The organism is Lysobacter sp. 1R34A, from assembly GCF_051217035.1.
GTDB lineage: Bacteria > Pseudomonadota > Gammaproteobacteria > Xanthomonadales > Xanthomonadaceae > Lysobacter.
On sequence record NZ_JBPKJP010000036.1, the window covers coordinates 1 to 15,819 of the forward strand.

Here is a 15,819-nt window from a genome sequence, read left to right on the forward strand (position 1 = left end):
GCCGCGCCGGCGCCGCCACTCGCGATACCGCCGCCGACGGCGCCCTGCGGGTGGGGTTGCGCGCCGGCGGCATCGCCGTGGAAACGCGACGCCAGACACACCCGCGCCTGTGGGATGCGACCCGGCGTGCGGGCGCTGGGCTATCCTATCGGCCAGATTGATGTCGGCCACGGGCCGGAGGTTCGCGAGTGCTGGAACTGGTCAAGGCCGGCGGTTGGCCGATGATTCCCTTGTTGATCCTGTCGGCGGTGGCGCTGGCGATCATCATCGAACGCCTCTGGACCCTGCGCCGCAGGGCGGTGCTGCCGCCGCAGCTCGGCCAGGAAGTACGCGCCTGGGCCGCGACCGGCAAGCTCGACCCGGCCCACATCGAGTCGCTGCGCGCGACCGCGCCGCTCGGCGAGCTGCTCGCCGCCGCGCTCGACGTCCGCCATCGCCCGCGCGAGGACATCCGCGAGCGCATCGAGGACGTCGGCCGCCACCTCGTGCACCGCATGGAGCGCTACCTGAACACACTCGGCACGATTTCCGCGGCAGGCCCGTTGCTCGGCCTGTTCGGCACCGTGGTCGGTATGATCCAGATGTTCATGGTCATCAACGACCACGGCATCGGCGACGTCAACCAACTCGCCGGCGGCATCGGCAAGGCGCTGATCTGCACCGCGACCGGCATGATCGTGGCGATCCCGGCGCTGATGGCGCACCGCTGGTTCCGCGGCCGCATCGCCGAGTACATCGTGGCGATGGAGCACGAGGCGATCGCCCTGGTAGACGTGCTGACCCCGGGCACGCCCGAGTCGCGCCAGCATGAGGCGCGCGCGCCGGTGCGCCTGGCCGGCCAGGCCGGCTGAGGCCCCGACGCATGCGCATCCGCGACCATCGCGCAGACGACGAACCCGAGATCAACCTGGTGCCGTTGATCGACGTGATCCTGATCCTGATCATCTTCTTCGTCGTCACCGCCACCTTCGACGCGCGCTCGGTGCTCAAGCTCGAACTGCCGCGCGCCACCGGCGAGCCCTCGGGCGACGCCAGCAAGGCGCTGATCGTGCTGGTCAACGCCGAAGGGCGTTACTTCGTCGGCGACCGCGAGGTGCTGCGCGACGATCTCGAATCGCTCAAGACCACGATCGCGGAGGTCGCCGGCAGCGACCGCGACCGCGCCGTGATGCTGCGCGCCGACGCGCGCACCCCGTACCAGGCCGTGGTCACCGTCTACGACGCGCTCGGCCAGCTCGGGTTCCGCCGGATCATGAGCGCGACCGCGCCGCCGCAACCGGGCGCGCAGGCCGCCGCGGGGACGGTGCGGTGACAGCCACCGCATCGCCCTGGCAGACCTACCGCCGGTTGCTCGAATTCTCGCGGCCCTACCGCGGACTGCTCTGGATCGCCGCCCTCGGCATGGTGATCGAGGCCGGCGCCGGCGCCGGTTTCACCAAGATCATGGAACCGATCATCAACCAGACCTTCATCGCCAAGAATTCGGCGTTGGCGGTCTGGCTGCCGGCGGCGATCGTCGCCTTGTTCGTGCTGCGCGGCGTGGCCGGTTATCTCACCGACTACTACATGGCCAAGTCCGGTCGCGGCGTCGCCCGCGACCTGCGCGTGAAGGTGCTCGGCAAATACCTGCGCCTGCCGGGTTCGCGCTTCGATACCGAGCCGGTGCCGTCGATGCTGGTGCGGCTCGGCTCCGACAGCGACCAGGTCGCGCAGGCCGCGGTCGATGCGCTCAAGGTCATGGTCCAGCAATCGCTGCAGGCGCTCGCCTTGCTCGGGGTGATGATCTGGACCAGTTGGCAGGTCACCATCGCGGTCGCGGTGATGGCGCCGCCGCTGGCCTGGGTCATGGACAAGGTCGGCCGCCGTTATCGCCGCATCAGCCACAAGATCCAGGAAAGCGGTGCGCAGTTGCTGTTGGCCGCCGACCAGGCGCTGTCGAACCAGCAGGAAGTGAAGGTCTACGGCGCGCAGCCGACCGAGCTGACCCGCTACGGCGCCATCGCCGACGACTACCTGCGCCTCAGCCTCAAGGTCGAGTCCACCCGCAGCATCGCCTCGGCCATGGTCCAGCTGATGGGCTCGATCGGTCTGGCCTTGTTGCTGCTGGTCGCCAGCCACGAAGCCTTCGCCGGGCGCCTGAGCGCGGGCGGTTTCGTCGCTCTGATGATGTCGATGATGGCGATGATCCCGGCGCTGCGTCAGCTGACCAACGTGCAGAACATGCTGCAGCGCGGCCTGGCCTCGGCCGAGCGCTTGTTCGACGTGCTCGACGCCGCCGACGAGCTCGACGAAGGCACCCGCGAACTCGCGCGCAGTCAGGGCCTGGTCGAGTTCCGCGAGGTCACTGCGCGTTATCCGGGCCAGGACCGTCCGGCGCTGTCGGACATCAGCTTCGTCGCGCGTCCCGGCACCGTCACCGCTATCGTCGGCCGCTCCGGCAGCGGCAAGTCGACCCTGATCAAGCTGATCCCGCGCTTCTACGACCCCGAGGCCGGGCAGATCCTGCTCGACGGCCATCCCGTGCAGGACTACCGCCTGGCCGACCTGCGCCGCCAGATCGCGCTCGTCGGCCAGCAGGTGATGCTGTTCGACGGCACGGTCGCAGCCAATGTCGCCTACGGCGAATTGCAGGACAGCGAGGCCGAAGCGCTGCAGCGCGCGGTCGGCGGCGCCAATGCGAGCGAATTCATCGAGCGCCTGCCGGAAGGCATGAACACGCCGATCGGCGCCAAGGGCGGCAAGCTCTCCGGCGGCCAGCGCCAGCGCCTGGCGATCGCGCGCGCAATGCTCAAGGACGCACCGATCCTGATCCTCGACGAAGCCACCGCCGCGCTCGACACCGAATCCGAACGCCTGGTCCAGGACGCGCTCGAACGGTTGATGCCGGATCGCACCACCCTGGTCATCGCCCATCGCTTGTCGACGATCGAACACGCCGATCAGGTGCTGGTGCTCGACCAGGGCCGCATCGTCGAGCGCGGCCGCCACAGCGAATTGCTCGCCCAGGGCGGTCTGTACGCGCATCTGCACCGCATGCAGTTCCGGGAAGCCGAATGAGCGGCGCCTCGGATCGGCAGCCGCACGTGCCGGCGTATTGGTACGGCGATGTCCCGGTGCCCGCGCATGCGCGCCTGCTCTCGGGCCTGTACGGCGCAGTCACCGACCTGCGCCGCACCCTGTACCGCAAAGGCCTCAAGCGCCGCCGCCACCCCGGCGTGCCGGTGATCGTGGTCGGCAACATCACCGCCGGCGGCGCCGGCAAGACGCCGCTGACGATCGCCCTGGTCCAGCGCTTGAAGCAGGAAGGCTGGAACCCGGGCGTCGCCAGCCGCGGTTACGGCCGCGACGACATCGCCACGCCGCTGTGGGTCGAGCGCGACACCGATCCGCGCGTGGGCGGCGACGAGCCGGTGCTGATCGCACGCCGCACCGGCGCCAAGCTGCGCGCCGACCGCGACCGCGCCGCCGCGGCGAAAGCCCTGGCCGAGGCCGGTTGCGACATCGTGGTCTGCGACGACGGGCTGCAGCATTACCGGCTCGCCCGCGACATCGAGATCGAAGTCGTCGACGGCCGCCGTCGCTACGGCAACGGCCAGTTGCTGCCGGCCGGACCGTTGCGCGAGCCGCCCGAACGCGGCGCCGAATGCGACTTCCGCGTGGTCAACATGCCCAACCTCGGCGGCGACTGCGCCGCGGCGACCACCGGCTTCGGCGAATGGCCGATGCGCCTGGTCGCCGACCAGGCGCTGCCGCTGCTCGGCGGCCGGCCGCTAAGACTCGACGCCTTCGTGGGCCAGCGCGTGCACGCGGTCGCCGGCATCGGCGATCCCGAGCGCTACTTCGCCATGCTGCGCAGCCTCGGCATCGCCATCGTGCCGCACGCCTTCGCCGATCATCATCGCTACAGCGCCGCCGATTTCGAGTTCGGCAGCCGCCTGCCGGTGCTGATGACCGAAAAAGACGCGGTCAAGATTCCGTTGGCGGGCGAGGGCGCGTTCGCCTCGGACCTGCACTACAGCGTGCCGGTCCGCGCCGAATTGCCGGAAGCGTTCTGGGTCTCGCTGCTCGACAAACTGCAGGCGCGCGCCGCGCGCTGAGGCCAAGGCGCCGTGCCGGCCTGACGTGAGCGGCCCGACCTAACTCGGCCGGCCCCAAGCTGGCTTGAGCTAGGCTGGCCTGAGCTGGGCCGGCCTGACATAAACTCGCCCCGCGCCGCGCGAAGCGGCGCATCGAATCTCTCGCGCGGCCTGCCGCGACCGTTGGAGCGTACATGAGCCAGGATTTCGTCGTCGCCATTCCCGCCCGTTACGCCGCCTCGCGCCTGCCGGGCAAGCCGCTGCGCGAACTGGCCGGCGAACCGCTGGTGCTGCACGTCGCCCGCCGCGCCCTCGCGGCCGGCGCGCGCGAGGTCTGGGTCGCGGCCGACGACGAGCGCATCGCCCAGGCGTTGAAGGACAGCGGCGTGCAGGTGGCGATGACCTCGACCGCACACGCCTCGGGCACCGACCGCCTGGCCGAGTGCGCCGACATCGCCGGGTGGCGCGACGACACCGTGATCGTCAACCTGCAGGGCGACGAACCCTTCGCGCCGGCCTCGGGCATCCTCGCCACCGCGACCGCGCTGCGCGACAGCGGCGCCGAGATGTCGACCCTGGCCGCGCCGATCGACGAGGTCGCGGTGCTGTTCGATCCGAACGCGGTCAAGCTGGTGCGCGCCGGCAACGGCGATGCGCTGTATTTCAGCAGGGCGCCGATTCCGTGGCCGCGCGACGCCTTCGCCGTCGACCGCGAGCGCATGCCCGGCGGCGGCGAATGGCTGCGCCACATCGGCATCTACGGCTACCGCGCCGGCTTCCTGCGCAAGTTCGCCAAGCTGCGCCCGGGCCGGCTCGAACAGATCGAGTCGCTCGAACAACTGCGCGCGCTCGAAGCCGGCTACCGCATCGCCGTGGGCATCACTCCGGAGCCGTTCCCGCCCGGCGTCGACACCCCCGAAGACCTCGCCCGCGCCGAAGCGCACCTGGCCGGCAACCGGGCGGGCGCGGCGGGCGAGGGCGGCTGAGCATGCGCCTGCTGATCGTCTGTCTCGGCAACATCTGCCGCTCGCCGGTCGCCGAGGGCGTGCTGCGCGCGCGCATCGCCGCCTCGTCGGTGGCCGGGCGGGTCGAGCTCGATTCGGCCGGCACCGGCGACTGGCACGTCGGCGAGCCGCCGGACCGGCGTTCGATCGCCAACGCCGCCGGACACGGCATCGATATTTCCGGCCTGCGCGCGCGCCAACTCGCCGCATCCGACTACCGCGACTTCGACTGGCTGCTGTGCGCCGATCGCGCCAATCTGCGAGATGTCCGTGCCCGCGCGCCGCGCGGCGCCCAGGCCCGCAGCGCGCTGCTGCTCGATTGGTGCGGCCTGGAAACCGAGGGCGAAGTGCCCGATCCCTACACCGGCGGGCCGGCCCAGTTCGAGCACGTGTTCCAGTTGCTCGACCGCGCCGCCGACGGCGCGATCGCGCGCCTGCGCGAAGAGCTGCGCCTGCGCTGATCGCGCTCGCGGCAGGCGCAGTGCGGCCGTCGCCCCTGGCCGCGCCTTGCCGAATGCCGTCGTTGCCTTGCCGCCGCGAGCGCCGAGCGGCCGCACTCGACGATTCGCGACGCATTCAGTCCGATGTCGGGTTCGGGCCGGGCATTCGGGTCCAGGGCCCGATTCCGGCCCTTGCGCTCGCGCATAATCAACCCAATCCAGAAACCGGCCCTTCGCTCCGCTTTCCCCGATCCGCCGATGCCCGCCACCGCGCCCGCCCGTTCGAACGTCCCCCACCGCGCCTGTGCCGGCGCGCGCGTTGCCGTGTCCGCGCGCGCCCGCCCGCAAGCGAGGCTCTCGTGACGGCCGCCCCCCAAGCGACGGCGTTCGACGGCAAGGCCTTCGTCAAGCATCTGAGCACCGCGCCGGGCGTCTACCGCATGATCGGCGCCGACGACAACGTGCTCTACGTCGGCAAGGCCGGGGCGCTGCGCAACCGCGTATCGAGCTATTTCAACGCCACGCCCAAGTCGACCCGCATCATGTCGATGCTGGCCCAGACCGTGCGCATGGAGGTCACGGTCACCCGCACCGAGGCCGAGGCGCTGATCCTCGAAAACCAGCTGATTAAATCGCTCAAGCCGCGCTACAACGTGCTGCTGCGCGACGACAAGAGCTATCCCTACGTCCTGATGACCCAGGAGGCCTGGCCGCGCATCGCCATGCACCGCGGTCCGCGCGCGATCCCCGGGCGTTACTTCGGCCCCTATGCCAGCGTCGGCGCGGTGCGCGACACGCTCAATCTGATGCACAAACTGTTCCGCCTGCGCAGTTGTGAGGACAGCGTGTTCCGCAACCGTTCGCGGCCCTGCCTGCAGCACCAGATCGGACGTTGCAGCGCGCCCTGCGTGGGCCTGGTGCCGGCGCGCGACTACGCCGAGAGCGTGCGCCGCGCCGGGCTGTTGCTGGACGGACGCAGCGACGAGCTCACCGACGAGCTCGGCCGCAGCATGGAAGAGGCGAGCATGCGCCTGGATTTCGAGGACGCCGCGCGCCTGCGCGACCTCATCACCGGCATCCGCACTCTGCAGGCGCGCCAGTACGTGGATGGCCGCGCCGCCGATCTCGACGTGCTCGCGGTGGCGATGCAGGGCGTGTCGGCCTGCGTATTGCTGCTGGCGTTCCGCGACGGCCGCAACCTCGGCACGCGCGCGTTCTTTCCCAAGACCAACGGCAGCGACAACCCCGAGGAAGTGCTGGCCGCGTTCGTCTCGCAGTACTACGCCGAGCAACCGCCGCCGCGCGAGATCGTGCTCGACCGCGACCTGCCCGAGCGCGAACTGCTCGAACACGCGCTGTCGAGCTCCGGCGAACGCCGGGTCCAGATCAAATGCAACGTGCGCGGCGAACGCGCCGGTTACCTCGACATGGCGCGGCGCAACGCCGAACTCGCGCTCGGCACCGAGCTCACCAGCCACGCCGCCCAACTCGCCCGCGCCGAAGCTTTGCGCGACCTGCTCGGGATGCCGTCGCTACCGTCGCGGATCGAGTGCTTCGACATCAGCCACACCATGGGCGAGGCCACCGTCGCCTCGTGCGTGGTGTTCGACGCCGAGGGCCCGGTGCGCGGCCAGTACCGCCGTTACAACATCAACGGCATCGTCGAGGGCGACGACTACGCGGCCATGAATCAGGCGATTTCGCGCCGGTTCCGGCGCGCGGTCGAGGAAAACGGGGTGGTGCCGGACGTCCTGCTGATCGACGGCGGGGCCGGGCAGGTGGCCCAGGCCCGCGCCGCGCTCCACGAGCTCGGGGTCGAGGGCCTGATCCTGGTCGGCGTGGCCAAGGGTCCGGCCCGGCGCCCCGGCGAGGAGGAATTGCTGCTCCCGGACGGCCGGACCGTGCGCCCGGGCGCCGAATCGCCGGCCCTGCAGCTGATCCAGCAGGTTCGCGACGAGGCGCACCGTTTCGCCATCACCGGCCATCGGGGGCGTCGCCAGAAGGCCCGCAACAGCAGTAGGCTGGAAGACATTCCCGGTATCGGGCCGCGTCGGCGCGCTAATCTGTTGCGGCATTTCGGCGGTCTGGGCGGCTTGAAGGCCGCCGGGGTCGAGGAGATCGCCCGCGTCGAGGGGGTCAACGAAGCCCTGGCCGAGCGCATCTACGCCGCCTTGCACGGGCTGGACACGCCCGCCGAGGGGGCGGGCACGGGCGCTGGCAACAAGGTCGCCGCTGCGGCGGCGGGCGGCAAGAAGCAGGGGGCCGCGGCCGCGGCACCCGATCCCAAGCGGAGTGAAGGATGAAGTTGACCATACCCACCATGCTGACTCTGGCCCGGATCGTGCTGATCCCGGTGCTCGTGGTGGTGTTTTTCCTGGACTATCCGTGGACCAATTTCGCCGCCGCGTTCATTTTCGCGTTCGCCTCGATCACCGACTGGCTCGACGGCTGGATCGCTCGCCGCTACGACCAGTACTCGGCGTTCGGCGCCTTTCTGGACCCGGTGGCCGACAAACTGATGGTCGCGGTGGCGCTGCTGCTGATCGTGCAGAAACATCCGACCGTGTGGATGACCTTGTGGGCGGCGGTCATCGTCGGCCGCGAAATCGCGGTGTCGGCGCTGCGCGAGTGGATGGCCGAGCTCGGCCAGCGCGCCGCGGTGAAAGTGGCCTCGATCGGCAAGATCAAGACCATCGTGCAGATGGTCGCGCTGGTTTGCCTGCTTTATCAGGAGCGCGTGTGGGGCTTGCCGATCTTCGGCATCGGCGAATGGTTGCTGGCCGCGGCGGCGTTGCTGACTTTGTGGTCGGGACTAGCGTATTTACGCGCGGCATGGCCTATAATGCGCGAGGACGCCAACAAGCCCACGAACTGATCGCATCGGTTCGGCGCGAACGAAGCCTTGGCAGGCAACGAACGCATCGGGGACTGAATCGCTTCCAGGCATCGAAAAAAAGTAGTTGACACTTTTCTTTCGATCCCTAAAATATCGCTTCCTTCAGCGGGAATAGCTCAGTTGGTAGAGCACGACCTTGCCAAGGTCGGGGTCGCGAGTTCGAGTCTCGTTTCCCGCTCCAAATTAGAGGACCTCCGGTAACGGAGTCATCCTCAGAAACAAAACCCCGCCCGCGGGGTTTTGTTTTTTCAGGCGAAGGCTTGCCGCGATTGCAAGCCGACGCAGCCGCAGGCAGTATGCTGTGGCAAGTCACCGGCCGGGTGGCAGAGTGGTTATGCAGCGGACTGCAAATCCGCGTACGCCGGTTCAATTCCGACCTCGGCCTCCAATTCGAAAACGACCAGGGCGACCTGGTCGTTTTTTTGCGTCCGGCGTTCGCGCGGACACAGCGACGACGCATTGCGGCATCTTCCGCCGAACGCAACGGTCTCGTCGCCGATTGCGGCACATCGAAACTGATCGAGTTTGATCGACTTCGCGCGATGAACTCGATGCGTCGTTGCGAGTCTCGCGTTCGCGCGGCGGGCGGCGCTATGAGTCTTGCAAGGGATTGGCGAACCGCCGGCAAGGGGCGGGCGCTCGCGTGCTGTTGCCGGGATCGCCTGGCGGCCTCGGTGGGCGGTTTAAGGCGAGACCGACGATCGGCGTTGCCAGAATCGCAGTAAAAGCCTTGTTTTCAAGGCCTTTCGCGCATAGAAGCGGGCGCCGCGGCGCCGCGCGTTCGGTCATGGTGCCCGGAGCCGGAATCGAACCGGCACGGCCTTACGGCCGGCAGATTTTAAGTCTGCTGCGTCTACCGATTTCGCCATCCGGGCAGGATGCGGTGACCGCAATAGCTTACGACAGGCGTGCAGGTCCTGTGCGGAACGGCGGCCGATCCTGCCCCGGCGCTGGGCGCGTGACCCTGCGACGAGCGGCTGCGTGCCTCGATTGCTCGTAGCGAGCCGAACCACCGCGCTGTCGCCCGGGCGAGAGCCGGGGCGGGGATGCCTCGCGCTACGCCGAGGCGCGGCTCATCGATGGCGCCTTCTCGGCGAAGCCGGGTACTCGGCTTCGGACAAGTCCAATGCGTCGATGCGAAGCGAGCGCGACTGGCCAACGGAGGCCGGCGGCAGAACTCTGACTCGGCTCGGGTGGTCCGGACTCGATGTCTGGCCCCGGTGCCGAGGCCGCCATCACCGCTGTTCGCGAATGTCTGCCAGCCGGCCCGGCGCAGGCTCGACGCCGGCGTCCGACCGCACCGCTATCCAGGGCAATGAGTCGTTGAAGTGAGAATTATTCTCATTGTGGCGGCCCGGCCTACCTATCCGAATCTCCAGAGGCCCTCATGACCCGGTTGTGGCCGAGCCTGCTGACCGCCGCTCTCGCGCTCGCCTGCGCGCAACCTCCCTATTCTGAAGCCGTCCGGGCTTCGGGCCGGGTGCCTCTGCCCCGGCGCAGGATCCGTCTACGCTGAGGCGCTGGAGGCGACCGGCCACGCTCTGCCGACGGTCATGTGCACGGCACCGCCTACGCCGAAACCGCGAACGGTCCGTTCCAGGGTTATGTAGCGCGTCGCAGGCGACCGGCACCAAGACGACACGCCTTTGCTCGGGACGCCGCAATCGATCTCGGTGATCGGACGCGACGAACTCGACGCGCGGCGTGCGGACCATCATGGAGGCGGTGCGCTACGCGCCCGGCGTCGCGGTCGGCAAGTGGGGCTACGACGCGCGCGGCATTGACTGGCTGTCGATTCGCAGCTTCGGCGCGACCAATGCGATGTTCCGCGATGGCCTGGCGTTGCCGGCTTACTCGCTGTCCGAGTCCTATGGCCTGGAGCGGGTCGAATTCTTGCGCGGCCCGGCTCGGTGACCTTCGGGCAAAGCGACGCCGGTGGCCTGGTCAACCGGGTCAGCAAGTGGCCGGGCGACAACGCGGTGTGCGAAATGGAACATCAGCTCGCAGCTTCGATCGCCCGCAATTGGGCGTCGATCTGGGCGGTGCGCTCGGCGACACGCTGAGCTATCGCTTGGTCGGCGTCGGCCTGGACAGCGAAACCCAGAAACGTTATCCGAACGGCGCCGCGCGCCGTCGCTGCGCTAGCGGCCTTCGGAGGCGACCTCGCTGACGTTGCTCGGCGAATTCCTCGACAGCGGGACCGGCGACGACACCGGCTACCTGGTCGGCCCGATCGGCGTGCCCACCCGGGTCAAGGAAAGCGAGCCGCGCTACGGCTGGATCGAGCAGGAGCAGCGTTCGCTCGGTTATCTGTTCGAACATCGGTTCAACGGTGCTTGGTCGCTGCGGCAGAATCCGCGCTACAACGGCTTCGACACCGACAAGCATCACATGCAGTCGCGCTTGCTCGCCGACGGCCGCACCGCGCGTTACGACGAAGGCCAGGTCGGGCAACGGACCGCCGACAGTCACTGCAGGGCAGGGTGGTCGCCGGCGACGTCGAGAACACCCTGTTGTTCGTCTCGATTGGACCCGTATCGACTATTCGACCCGATCCTTCTCCGGCCCCGCGCCGAGCATCGATCTGCTGGAGCCGGTGTACGGATAGGCGATCGCCGAACCGGGCCTGCTCGGATTGAGCTACCGGCAGGACAGCGAACAACTGGGCGTCTACCTGCAGGACCAGATCCGGGTCGCCGACCGTTGGCTGGTCACGCTCAGTGCGCGCCAGGACCGGGTCACCTCGGTGACTGGATCGCCTTGGCGCCGCGCGCACCCGCCAGAGCGACCGCCAGTTCAGCGGCCGGGCCGGCCTCAATCATCCGGTCGGCAACGGTTGGGTTCCATACATCAGTTACGGCGAATCACTCCCGCCCACCGGCGGGGTGGACCGCGACAACGATGTCTTTCGGCCGAGCCGCGGCAAACAGATCGAAGGCGCATCAAGTTTCTGCCCGAGGGTTCGCGGATCCTGTTGACCGCGGCGGCGTGACCCAAGATCGACAGACCTTCGAGGGCCGCCAGATCGGCCGCATCCGTTCCCGTGGTGTCGAACTCGAAGCCAAGGCCGAACTCGTCCCCGGCCTCAACCTGACCGGCTCCTACAGTTGGCTCGACATGGAAGTGATCGAAAGCGCTAAGCCTAAACGAGCTCGGTCATGCGCCGATCCAGGTGCCGAAGCAAAACGCATCTGTGGCTGGACTATACCGCCGACAACGACTTCGGCGTCGGCGTTCGCTACGTCGGCCGACGTTGGAACGACGAAGCCAACACCAGCGCCGGGGGGCGTCGTCGCCCTGCTCGACGCCAGCGCGCACTACCAGCATGGCCCTGGCGCTACGCGCTCAACGCCAACAATCTGTTCGACCGCGACTACGCCGCTTCGCGCGCCCACAGCGGTTATTACCCCGGCAGCGAACGCAATCTGCTCGCGACGGTGAAATACCGGTTCTGACCGAACTCCTTCAGAGAGCAAAGGTCCGGATTTATCGCTCGATCATGCGACGGGTCGCCGCGGACGGCGTCGCAATCGTTGTTCCGGCTCGGTTGTAGAAGCGGTTCGCTATGGCCGTTAGGAACGATCCTGCGCAGATCGCATGATCGGCCCGACTAGGCAAACTTTTTCCAGACGATTGTCGCGGTGTGTGCGAAGACCGTTCTTTATGTTGTAGCGCGCCTCGACCAATGAGTGGTCGGCGCCGGACCATTCTCAACAAGGAAAGGAGCAACACATGGTTTTTTCGTCCAAGATCGCCGTCTTATCCGCACTGCTAGGCTTTTGCGCGCTCGGCTCTAGCGCCGTCGCCGCGCCACGGGAGTCAACGAATGAGGTGGTGCTGGCCGCACTGCCACCCGGCGTGGAGTTGCAGGTCCTGAATCGATATTTCTTCAGTCAGAGCAATGCCTCGGGCTATCACTTTTCAGGCTGGTTCTTGCCCGATACCTGGGAACTGCAGTACAACCAGGAAGGTGTGCTCGGCTTCGTCTCCAAAACCTCCTTCCCTGGGTCTCGGCCGATCTACAACTGCCTCATCAGCGTTCCGGGCAAGCATCCCAGTCCTTTCACTTCCACCGACGCGAATTGCGAAGGGTATGCGCTGAATACGCTTCACGGTTTCACCGGATACCTCAGCACCACTCAGATCGAAGGGACTGTGCCGTTGTACCGATGCCGGTTCGTAACGGGGCAGCCGCATCACTTCGACACCCATAGCCCGACCTGCGACGGACATCCCGGTACCGCGATGGACGGCGTTCTGGGTTACATATTCCTGTAATCAACGATCCGGCTGCCCATTTGTTGCGGCAAATGGGCAGCTCATGCAAGGCGGGACGAAGCGAACATTCAAACCGTATGCCGACACTTCATCGTCGCCGGCGATGTGCCAAGGCACACTGCCTTCATCGGACGGGAGCTCTCGGTTTGCGATTCGCTTTTGGCCGGATAGCCCTTCAATCGCACTACTGCGGGTCTTGACCGGGGACTCGCCTTACGGCGCATACTGGGTCCGACTTAGCCACCAGACTCGAGTGTTGGTGATGGCATTGACCTGCCTATTGCTCGCTTCCTCCCCCCGCTAAGGCCAACGCGCCGTCCCGCTCCGCGGTGTCTCCTTACTCACTCGACGTGTCGCAGATCCTGGTCAGCAATTTCGAGTGGCTGGCACCTACCTGGCTGCGGAGATAGGTGATGCGACGGGCGACACCCAGCCGGATCTCATGTCTGTCGTCGCCGATTCCTACTGCTGCCCCCGTCTCCCGGCCGTTGAATATCCGCAGACAGCCGATAGCAAATTGGGAGCCTCGCGACCATGCCCTGTCAATCGTAAGGGACGCCTTCGTCGGTACTGCGGCGGATATCAATGGCGATGGCATCGAGGATCTTGTCGTCACCGGATCGAACTCGTTCGATCTTTTCGTTTCAGGCAGCGCAAATGGGCTGTCGCTGGGCTCATCCTTCGAGTTCCGACTTTCAAGGCCGATGTCCCGGCGGTTTTCATGGATGTCGACGGCGACGGTTCGATGGATGTCATCGCTCATTTCAGCGTGCCAAGCGGAGGCCAAGCTCCCGACCCTCGCAATCGATTGACCGTTTTCAAGGGCGACGGCGAGGGAGGGCTCGGCAATCAGCTCTCCCTCATTACCGGGGCGTTCGACCCTCGCGACATCCAGAAGACCCGTTCGATGGCAAAGGGCGACTTCAACGGAGATGGCCAGCCGGACCAGGCGATACGTTTCGAGAATTCGACTCTGTCAGTCAGTCCTGGTCTTAGTCTTCCTGAGCGACGGCCAGAACGGCTTCGCGGCGCCTTATCGCTGGGCAGCAACCTTGCAGTCCTGCGTTTGGCCGGCAGCGATCTCGATCCCGATGGCTACGACGATCTGGCCGCGCCCGGCACACAGGTCGCTCCTCCCGAAAGCAACGTGCAGGTTTATCTGCAGCAGGCGAGTGTCTTGAGCGGCAACGCGGATGCCTATCCGGCGGACGCGGCGGGGACCTCACTGGACATTGCCGGAGTGGATCGCGATGGCGTGCAAGACTTGTGGTCCGGGTTCGACCACAACCATCGGATCGGCTATTGCCTGCAGCATGGCGCGGCTTTGGCCGCTGTGGGACGGGCGGTGGACTGCCGGTACGGCGATGCCGGACTATCCGACAGGTTGGCGAGTGGTTGCCGCAGGAGATGTGAATGGCGGCGGCAACGCCGATCTGTTCTGATGCAACGCCGCCAATACCGCGATGGGTCTCGGCGACGGCCGCATGGATGTGGCCTGGACCGACGACGTAAATGCAATTGTAGCGAGCTGCCGAAGACTTGGGTTTCGTCGGCGAGATCATGTCGAACTATCCGCAGGGCTGGGACTGGTTGCCACCGGGATGTCGGCGGCGGCCGTGCCGATCTGATGTGGCGTCATCGCAGGGTGACGGGTTTGTCGGCGAGGAAATGCCTGCTTATCTATCTGGATGGTGGATGATCAGGCGCTAAGTACATGACCGGAGTGGACTGAGTCGTACAACCATTGGCGATCGGCGTTTTTCGCCGATCGCCCAAGGGCTTTGCGATCGTCAGTTCGCACTCGATGGTCCGGCTTGAAGCCGCTTCCAGAAGATGATCGTCCCGGTCAGCCCGCCGTGCGGCTTCAGGGCGTAGTCGGGGATTTCGCCGGCGCGGACGTAGCCCAGTTTTTCGTACAGGGCCGAAGCGCCTTCGTCGCTCGCGGTATCGAGCACGAGCAGGTTGCGCCGATGCTCGCGCGCCCGCGTTTCGGCGGCGCGCACCAGCGCCGAGGCCACGCCGCGGCCTCGATGGCCGCGGCATGTCATCAGCTTGGCGATTTCGGCCCGGTGCGGTTGGTTCGGCGGGCAGTCGAGCAGCAGGCTCACCGTGCCGACGAGCCGGTCGCGATCGAAGGCGCCGAGCACGATGCGCGTGCCGAGATCGGCCGCCGCCAGCGCGTTGCGCCAGAACGCCTGCGCCTGCTCCGGCGGCAGCGGATGCATGAAGCCGACCGAGCCGCCGTGAGCGACGACCTCGATCAGCAGTTCGCTCAGCATCGAGTGGATTTCGGCCGACGACGACAGCGGCCTGATCTCGATGGCGGGGCGGTCGGCGATGGACGTTCCGGTGGCGGGCATGCGGCTCAGCTCCTGGCCAGGACGACGAGGTAGGTGCAGGGCTTTGGGGTTTCGTTGGCGAGCACGACGTCCGACGGCGGGCCGAAGCCGAGGCAGTCGCCGGCCTGCAGGCGATAGGTCTCGCCGCCTTCGACGATGCTGAGTTCGCCTTCGACCACCCGGATGGCCTGGCGTATGCGCGCATAAGACGAGGCGGGCAGGGACACGCGCCTTCCGGGCGGCATCTCGACCTCGACGATCTCGACCGGATGGTCGGGACGGACGAAGATCTGCTTGCGGCGGTATCCGGTGTCCGGGTCGCGCCAGACCGGTTGCGCCTCGGCGCGCGACAGCCGGCCGGCATCGCCCTCGGCGCGCAACAGCAGCCCGGCCAGGGTGAGATCGAAGGCGCCGGCCAATCGCACCAGCAGGGCCGCGGTCGGGCTGGTTTCGCCGCGTTCGATCTTGCTGATCGCGGCTTTCGACACCTCCGAGCGGGCGGCCAGTTCGGATAGCGACCAGCCGCGGGTTTCGCGCTCCAGGCGTATCCGGCGGGCCAGTTGGCGGCTCGATTCGTCCAGTAAAGTAGTCATGCGTATCTTTTACTGGACGGTAATGGGGGGCGTCAATCAGGGTCGGAAGGGCGCGCCGAGGACTTCAACGGAACCAGGATCCGCTGAGAGGGCCACGCAGCAAGCCGTTGCGCGCTCCGGGCGACGAGTCATCGGCGCCCACACCGCGCCAGCCTGCCCTTGGACGGCAACGGGCCCGGCTACGACAACCAGT

At 67.3% G+C, this 15,819-nt stretch carries 15 protein-coding genes, 3 tRNA genes and 1 pseudogene; 16 read left to right on the plus strand and 3 right to left on the minus strand.

All coding sequences use genetic code 11. The annotated features are described in order from the left end of the window. Window positions 1-188 precede the first annotated feature (188 nt). The 10 genes and pseudogenes from ACSAMQ_RS10470 (at window position 189) to ACSAMQ_RS10515 (ending at window position 8,804) form a co-directional block, all read left to right on the plus strand. Window positions 189-851 (plus strand): MotA/TolQ/ExbB proton channel family protein, encoded by a 663-nt coding sequence (locus ACSAMQ_RS10470; protein WP_435395590.1) that lies wholly within the window; start codon window positions 189-191, stop codon window positions 849-851. Window positions 852-862: 11 nt separating this feature from the next. Then, entirely contained in the window at window positions 863-1,312 is a 450-nt protein-coding gene (locus tag ACSAMQ_RS10475; RefSeq protein WP_435395591.1) for an ExbD/TolR family protein, read from the plus strand. Next, window positions 1,309-3,057, plus strand: a complete 1,749-nt coding sequence (gene msbA, locus ACSAMQ_RS10480) for a lipid A export permease/ATP-binding protein MsbA (protein WP_435395592.1) — start codon at window positions 1,309-1,311, stop codon at window positions 3,055-3,057. The genes ACSAMQ_RS10475 and msbA overlap by 4 nt, the downstream gene beginning before the upstream one ends. Beyond that, window positions 3,054-4,097 (plus strand): tetraacyldisaccharide 4'-kinase, encoded by a 1,044-nt coding sequence (gene lpxK, locus ACSAMQ_RS10485; protein WP_435395593.1) that lies wholly within the window; start codon window positions 3,054-3,056, stop codon window positions 4,095-4,097. Before msbA ends, lpxK begins: the two co-directional genes overlap by 4 nt. Before the next feature lie 173 nt (window positions 4,098-4,270). Beyond that, a complete protein-coding gene (kdsB, locus tag ACSAMQ_RS10490) occupies window positions 4,271-5,062 on the plus strand; it encodes a 3-deoxy-manno-octulosonate cytidylyltransferase (protein WP_435395594.1) in 792 nt (263 codons plus the stop codon). A 2-nt stretch (window positions 5,063-5,064) separates the two neighbouring features. Further along, a complete protein-coding gene (locus ACSAMQ_RS10495) occupies window positions 5,065-5,541 on the plus strand; it encodes a low molecular weight protein-tyrosine-phosphatase (protein ID WP_435395595.1) in 477 nt (158 codons plus the stop codon). Window positions 5,542-5,879: 338 nt separating this feature from the next. Next, a pseudogene (uvrC, locus tag ACSAMQ_RS10500) lies at window positions 5,880-7,712 on the plus strand (excinuclease ABC subunit UvrC); the annotation flags it as partial. Between the two features lie 107 nt (window positions 7,713-7,819). Continuing rightward, the gene (gene pgsA / locus ACSAMQ_RS10505) at window positions 7,820-8,395 is read left to right on the plus strand and encodes a CDP-diacylglycerol--glycerol-3-phosphate 3-phosphatidyltransferase (protein ID WP_031371443.1); all 576 of its coding nucleotides are present in this window, start codon (window positions 7,820-7,822) and stop codon (window positions 8,393-8,395) included. 126 nt (window positions 8,396-8,521) lie between these two features. Beyond that, window positions 8,522-8,597: transfer RNA gene (locus ACSAMQ_RS10510), tRNA-Gly, on the plus strand. Between the two features lie 133 nt (window positions 8,598-8,730). Beyond that, window positions 8,731-8,804: transfer RNA gene (locus ACSAMQ_RS10515), tRNA-Cys, on the plus strand. A 400-nt stretch (window positions 8,805-9,204) separates the two neighbouring features. Here the strand turns inward: ACSAMQ_RS10515 and ACSAMQ_RS10520 are convergent. Continuing rightward, window positions 9,205-9,291, minus strand: a tRNA-Leu gene (locus tag ACSAMQ_RS10520). Between the two features lie 829 nt (window positions 9,292-10,120). Here ACSAMQ_RS10520 and ACSAMQ_RS10525 point away from each other — a divergent pair. The 6 genes from ACSAMQ_RS10525 to ACSAMQ_RS10550 all read left to right on the plus strand — a co-directional run bounded on the left by ACSAMQ_RS10525 (window position 10,121) and on the right by ACSAMQ_RS10550 (window position 14,393). After that, the gene (locus ACSAMQ_RS10525; protein WP_435395596.1) at window positions 10,121-10,330 is read left to right on the plus strand and encodes a TonB-dependent receptor plug domain-containing protein; all 210 of its coding nucleotides are present in this window, start codon (window positions 10,121-10,123) and stop codon (window positions 10,328-10,330) included. Continuing rightward, window positions 10,327-10,479 carry a hypothetical protein gene (locus tag ACSAMQ_RS10530; protein ID WP_435395597.1) on the plus strand — a complete coding sequence of 51 codons (153 nt, stop codon included), beginning with the start codon at window positions 10,327-10,329 and terminating at the stop codon, window positions 10,477-10,479. Before ACSAMQ_RS10525 ends, ACSAMQ_RS10530 begins: the two co-directional genes overlap by 4 nt. A 572-nt stretch (window positions 10,480-11,051) precedes the next feature. After that, complete coding sequence (locus ACSAMQ_RS10535) at window positions 11,052-11,408, plus strand: TonB-dependent receptor domain-containing protein (protein WP_435395598.1); 357 nt, start codon at window positions 11,052-11,054, stop codon at window positions 11,406-11,408. 166 nt (window positions 11,409-11,574) lie between these two features. Next, window positions 11,575-11,871, plus strand: coding sequence for a hypothetical protein (locus ACSAMQ_RS10540; RefSeq protein WP_435395599.1), 297 nt, complete (start codon window positions 11,575-11,577; stop codon window positions 11,869-11,871). 277 nt (window positions 11,872-12,148) lie between these two features. Continuing rightward, on the plus strand, window positions 12,149-12,694 hold the full coding sequence (locus ACSAMQ_RS10545; protein WP_435395600.1) for a hypothetical protein: 546 nt from the start codon (window positions 12,149-12,151) through the stop codon (window positions 12,692-12,694). Window positions 12,695-13,415: 721 nt separating this feature from the next. Continuing rightward, the gene (locus tag ACSAMQ_RS10550) at window positions 13,416-14,393 is read left to right on the plus strand and encodes an FG-GAP repeat domain-containing protein (protein ID WP_435395601.1); all 978 of its coding nucleotides are present in this window, start codon (window positions 13,416-13,418) and stop codon (window positions 14,391-14,393) included. 91 nt (window positions 14,394-14,484) lie between these two features. Here ACSAMQ_RS10550 and ACSAMQ_RS10555 read toward each other — a convergent pair whose 3' ends face one another. Beyond that, window positions 14,485-15,054 (minus strand): GNAT family N-acetyltransferase, encoded by a 570-nt coding sequence (locus ACSAMQ_RS10555; RefSeq protein ID WP_435395602.1) that lies wholly within the window; start codon window positions 15,052-15,054, stop codon window positions 14,485-14,487. Between the two features lie 5 nt (window positions 15,055-15,059). Further along, window positions 15,060-15,626, minus strand: coding sequence for a helix-turn-helix domain-containing protein (locus ACSAMQ_RS10560; protein WP_435395603.1), 567 nt, complete (start codon window positions 15,624-15,626; stop codon window positions 15,060-15,062). Window positions 15,627-15,819 lie beyond the last annotated feature (193 nt).

Bases quoted from the DNA above. Each gene is read 5' to 3' on its own strand.
- pgsA (WP_031371443.1), top strand. From the start codon at position 7,820: ATGAAGTTGACCATACCCACCATGCTGACTCTGGCCCGGATCGTGCTG.
- ACSAMQ_RS10550 (WP_435395601.1), top strand. From the start codon at position 13,416: ATGGATGTCGACGGCGACGGTTCGATGGATGTCATCGCTCATTTCAGC.
- lpxK (WP_435395593.1), top strand. From the start codon at position 3,054: ATGAGCGGCGCCTCGGATCGGCAGCCGCACGTGCCGGCGTATTGGTAC.
- ACSAMQ_RS10555 (WP_435395602.1), bottom strand. From the start codon at position 15,054: ATGCCCGCCACCGGAACGTCCATCGCCGACCGCCCCGCCATCGAGATC.
- ACSAMQ_RS10545 (WP_435395600.1), top strand. From the start codon at position 12,149: ATGGTTTTTTCGTCCAAGATCGCCGTCTTATCCGCACTGCTAGGCTTT.
- ACSAMQ_RS10540 (WP_435395599.1), top strand. From the start codon at position 11,575: ATGCGCCGATCCAGGTGCCGAAGCAAAACGCATCTGTGGCTGGACTAT.
- kdsB (WP_435395594.1), top strand. From the start codon at position 4,271: ATGAGCCAGGATTTCGTCGTCGCCATTCCCGCCCGTTACGCCGCCTCG.
- ACSAMQ_RS10495 (WP_435395595.1), top strand. From the start codon at position 5,065: ATGCGCCTGCTGATCGTCTGTCTCGGCAACATCTGCCGCTCGCCGGTC.
- ACSAMQ_RS10560 (WP_435395603.1), bottom strand. From the start codon at position 15,626: ATGACTACTTTACTGGACGAATCGAGCCGCCAACTGGCCCGCCGGATA.
- ACSAMQ_RS10475 (WP_435395591.1), top strand. From the start codon at position 863: ATGCGCATCCGCGACCATCGCGCAGACGACGAACCCGAGATCAACCTG.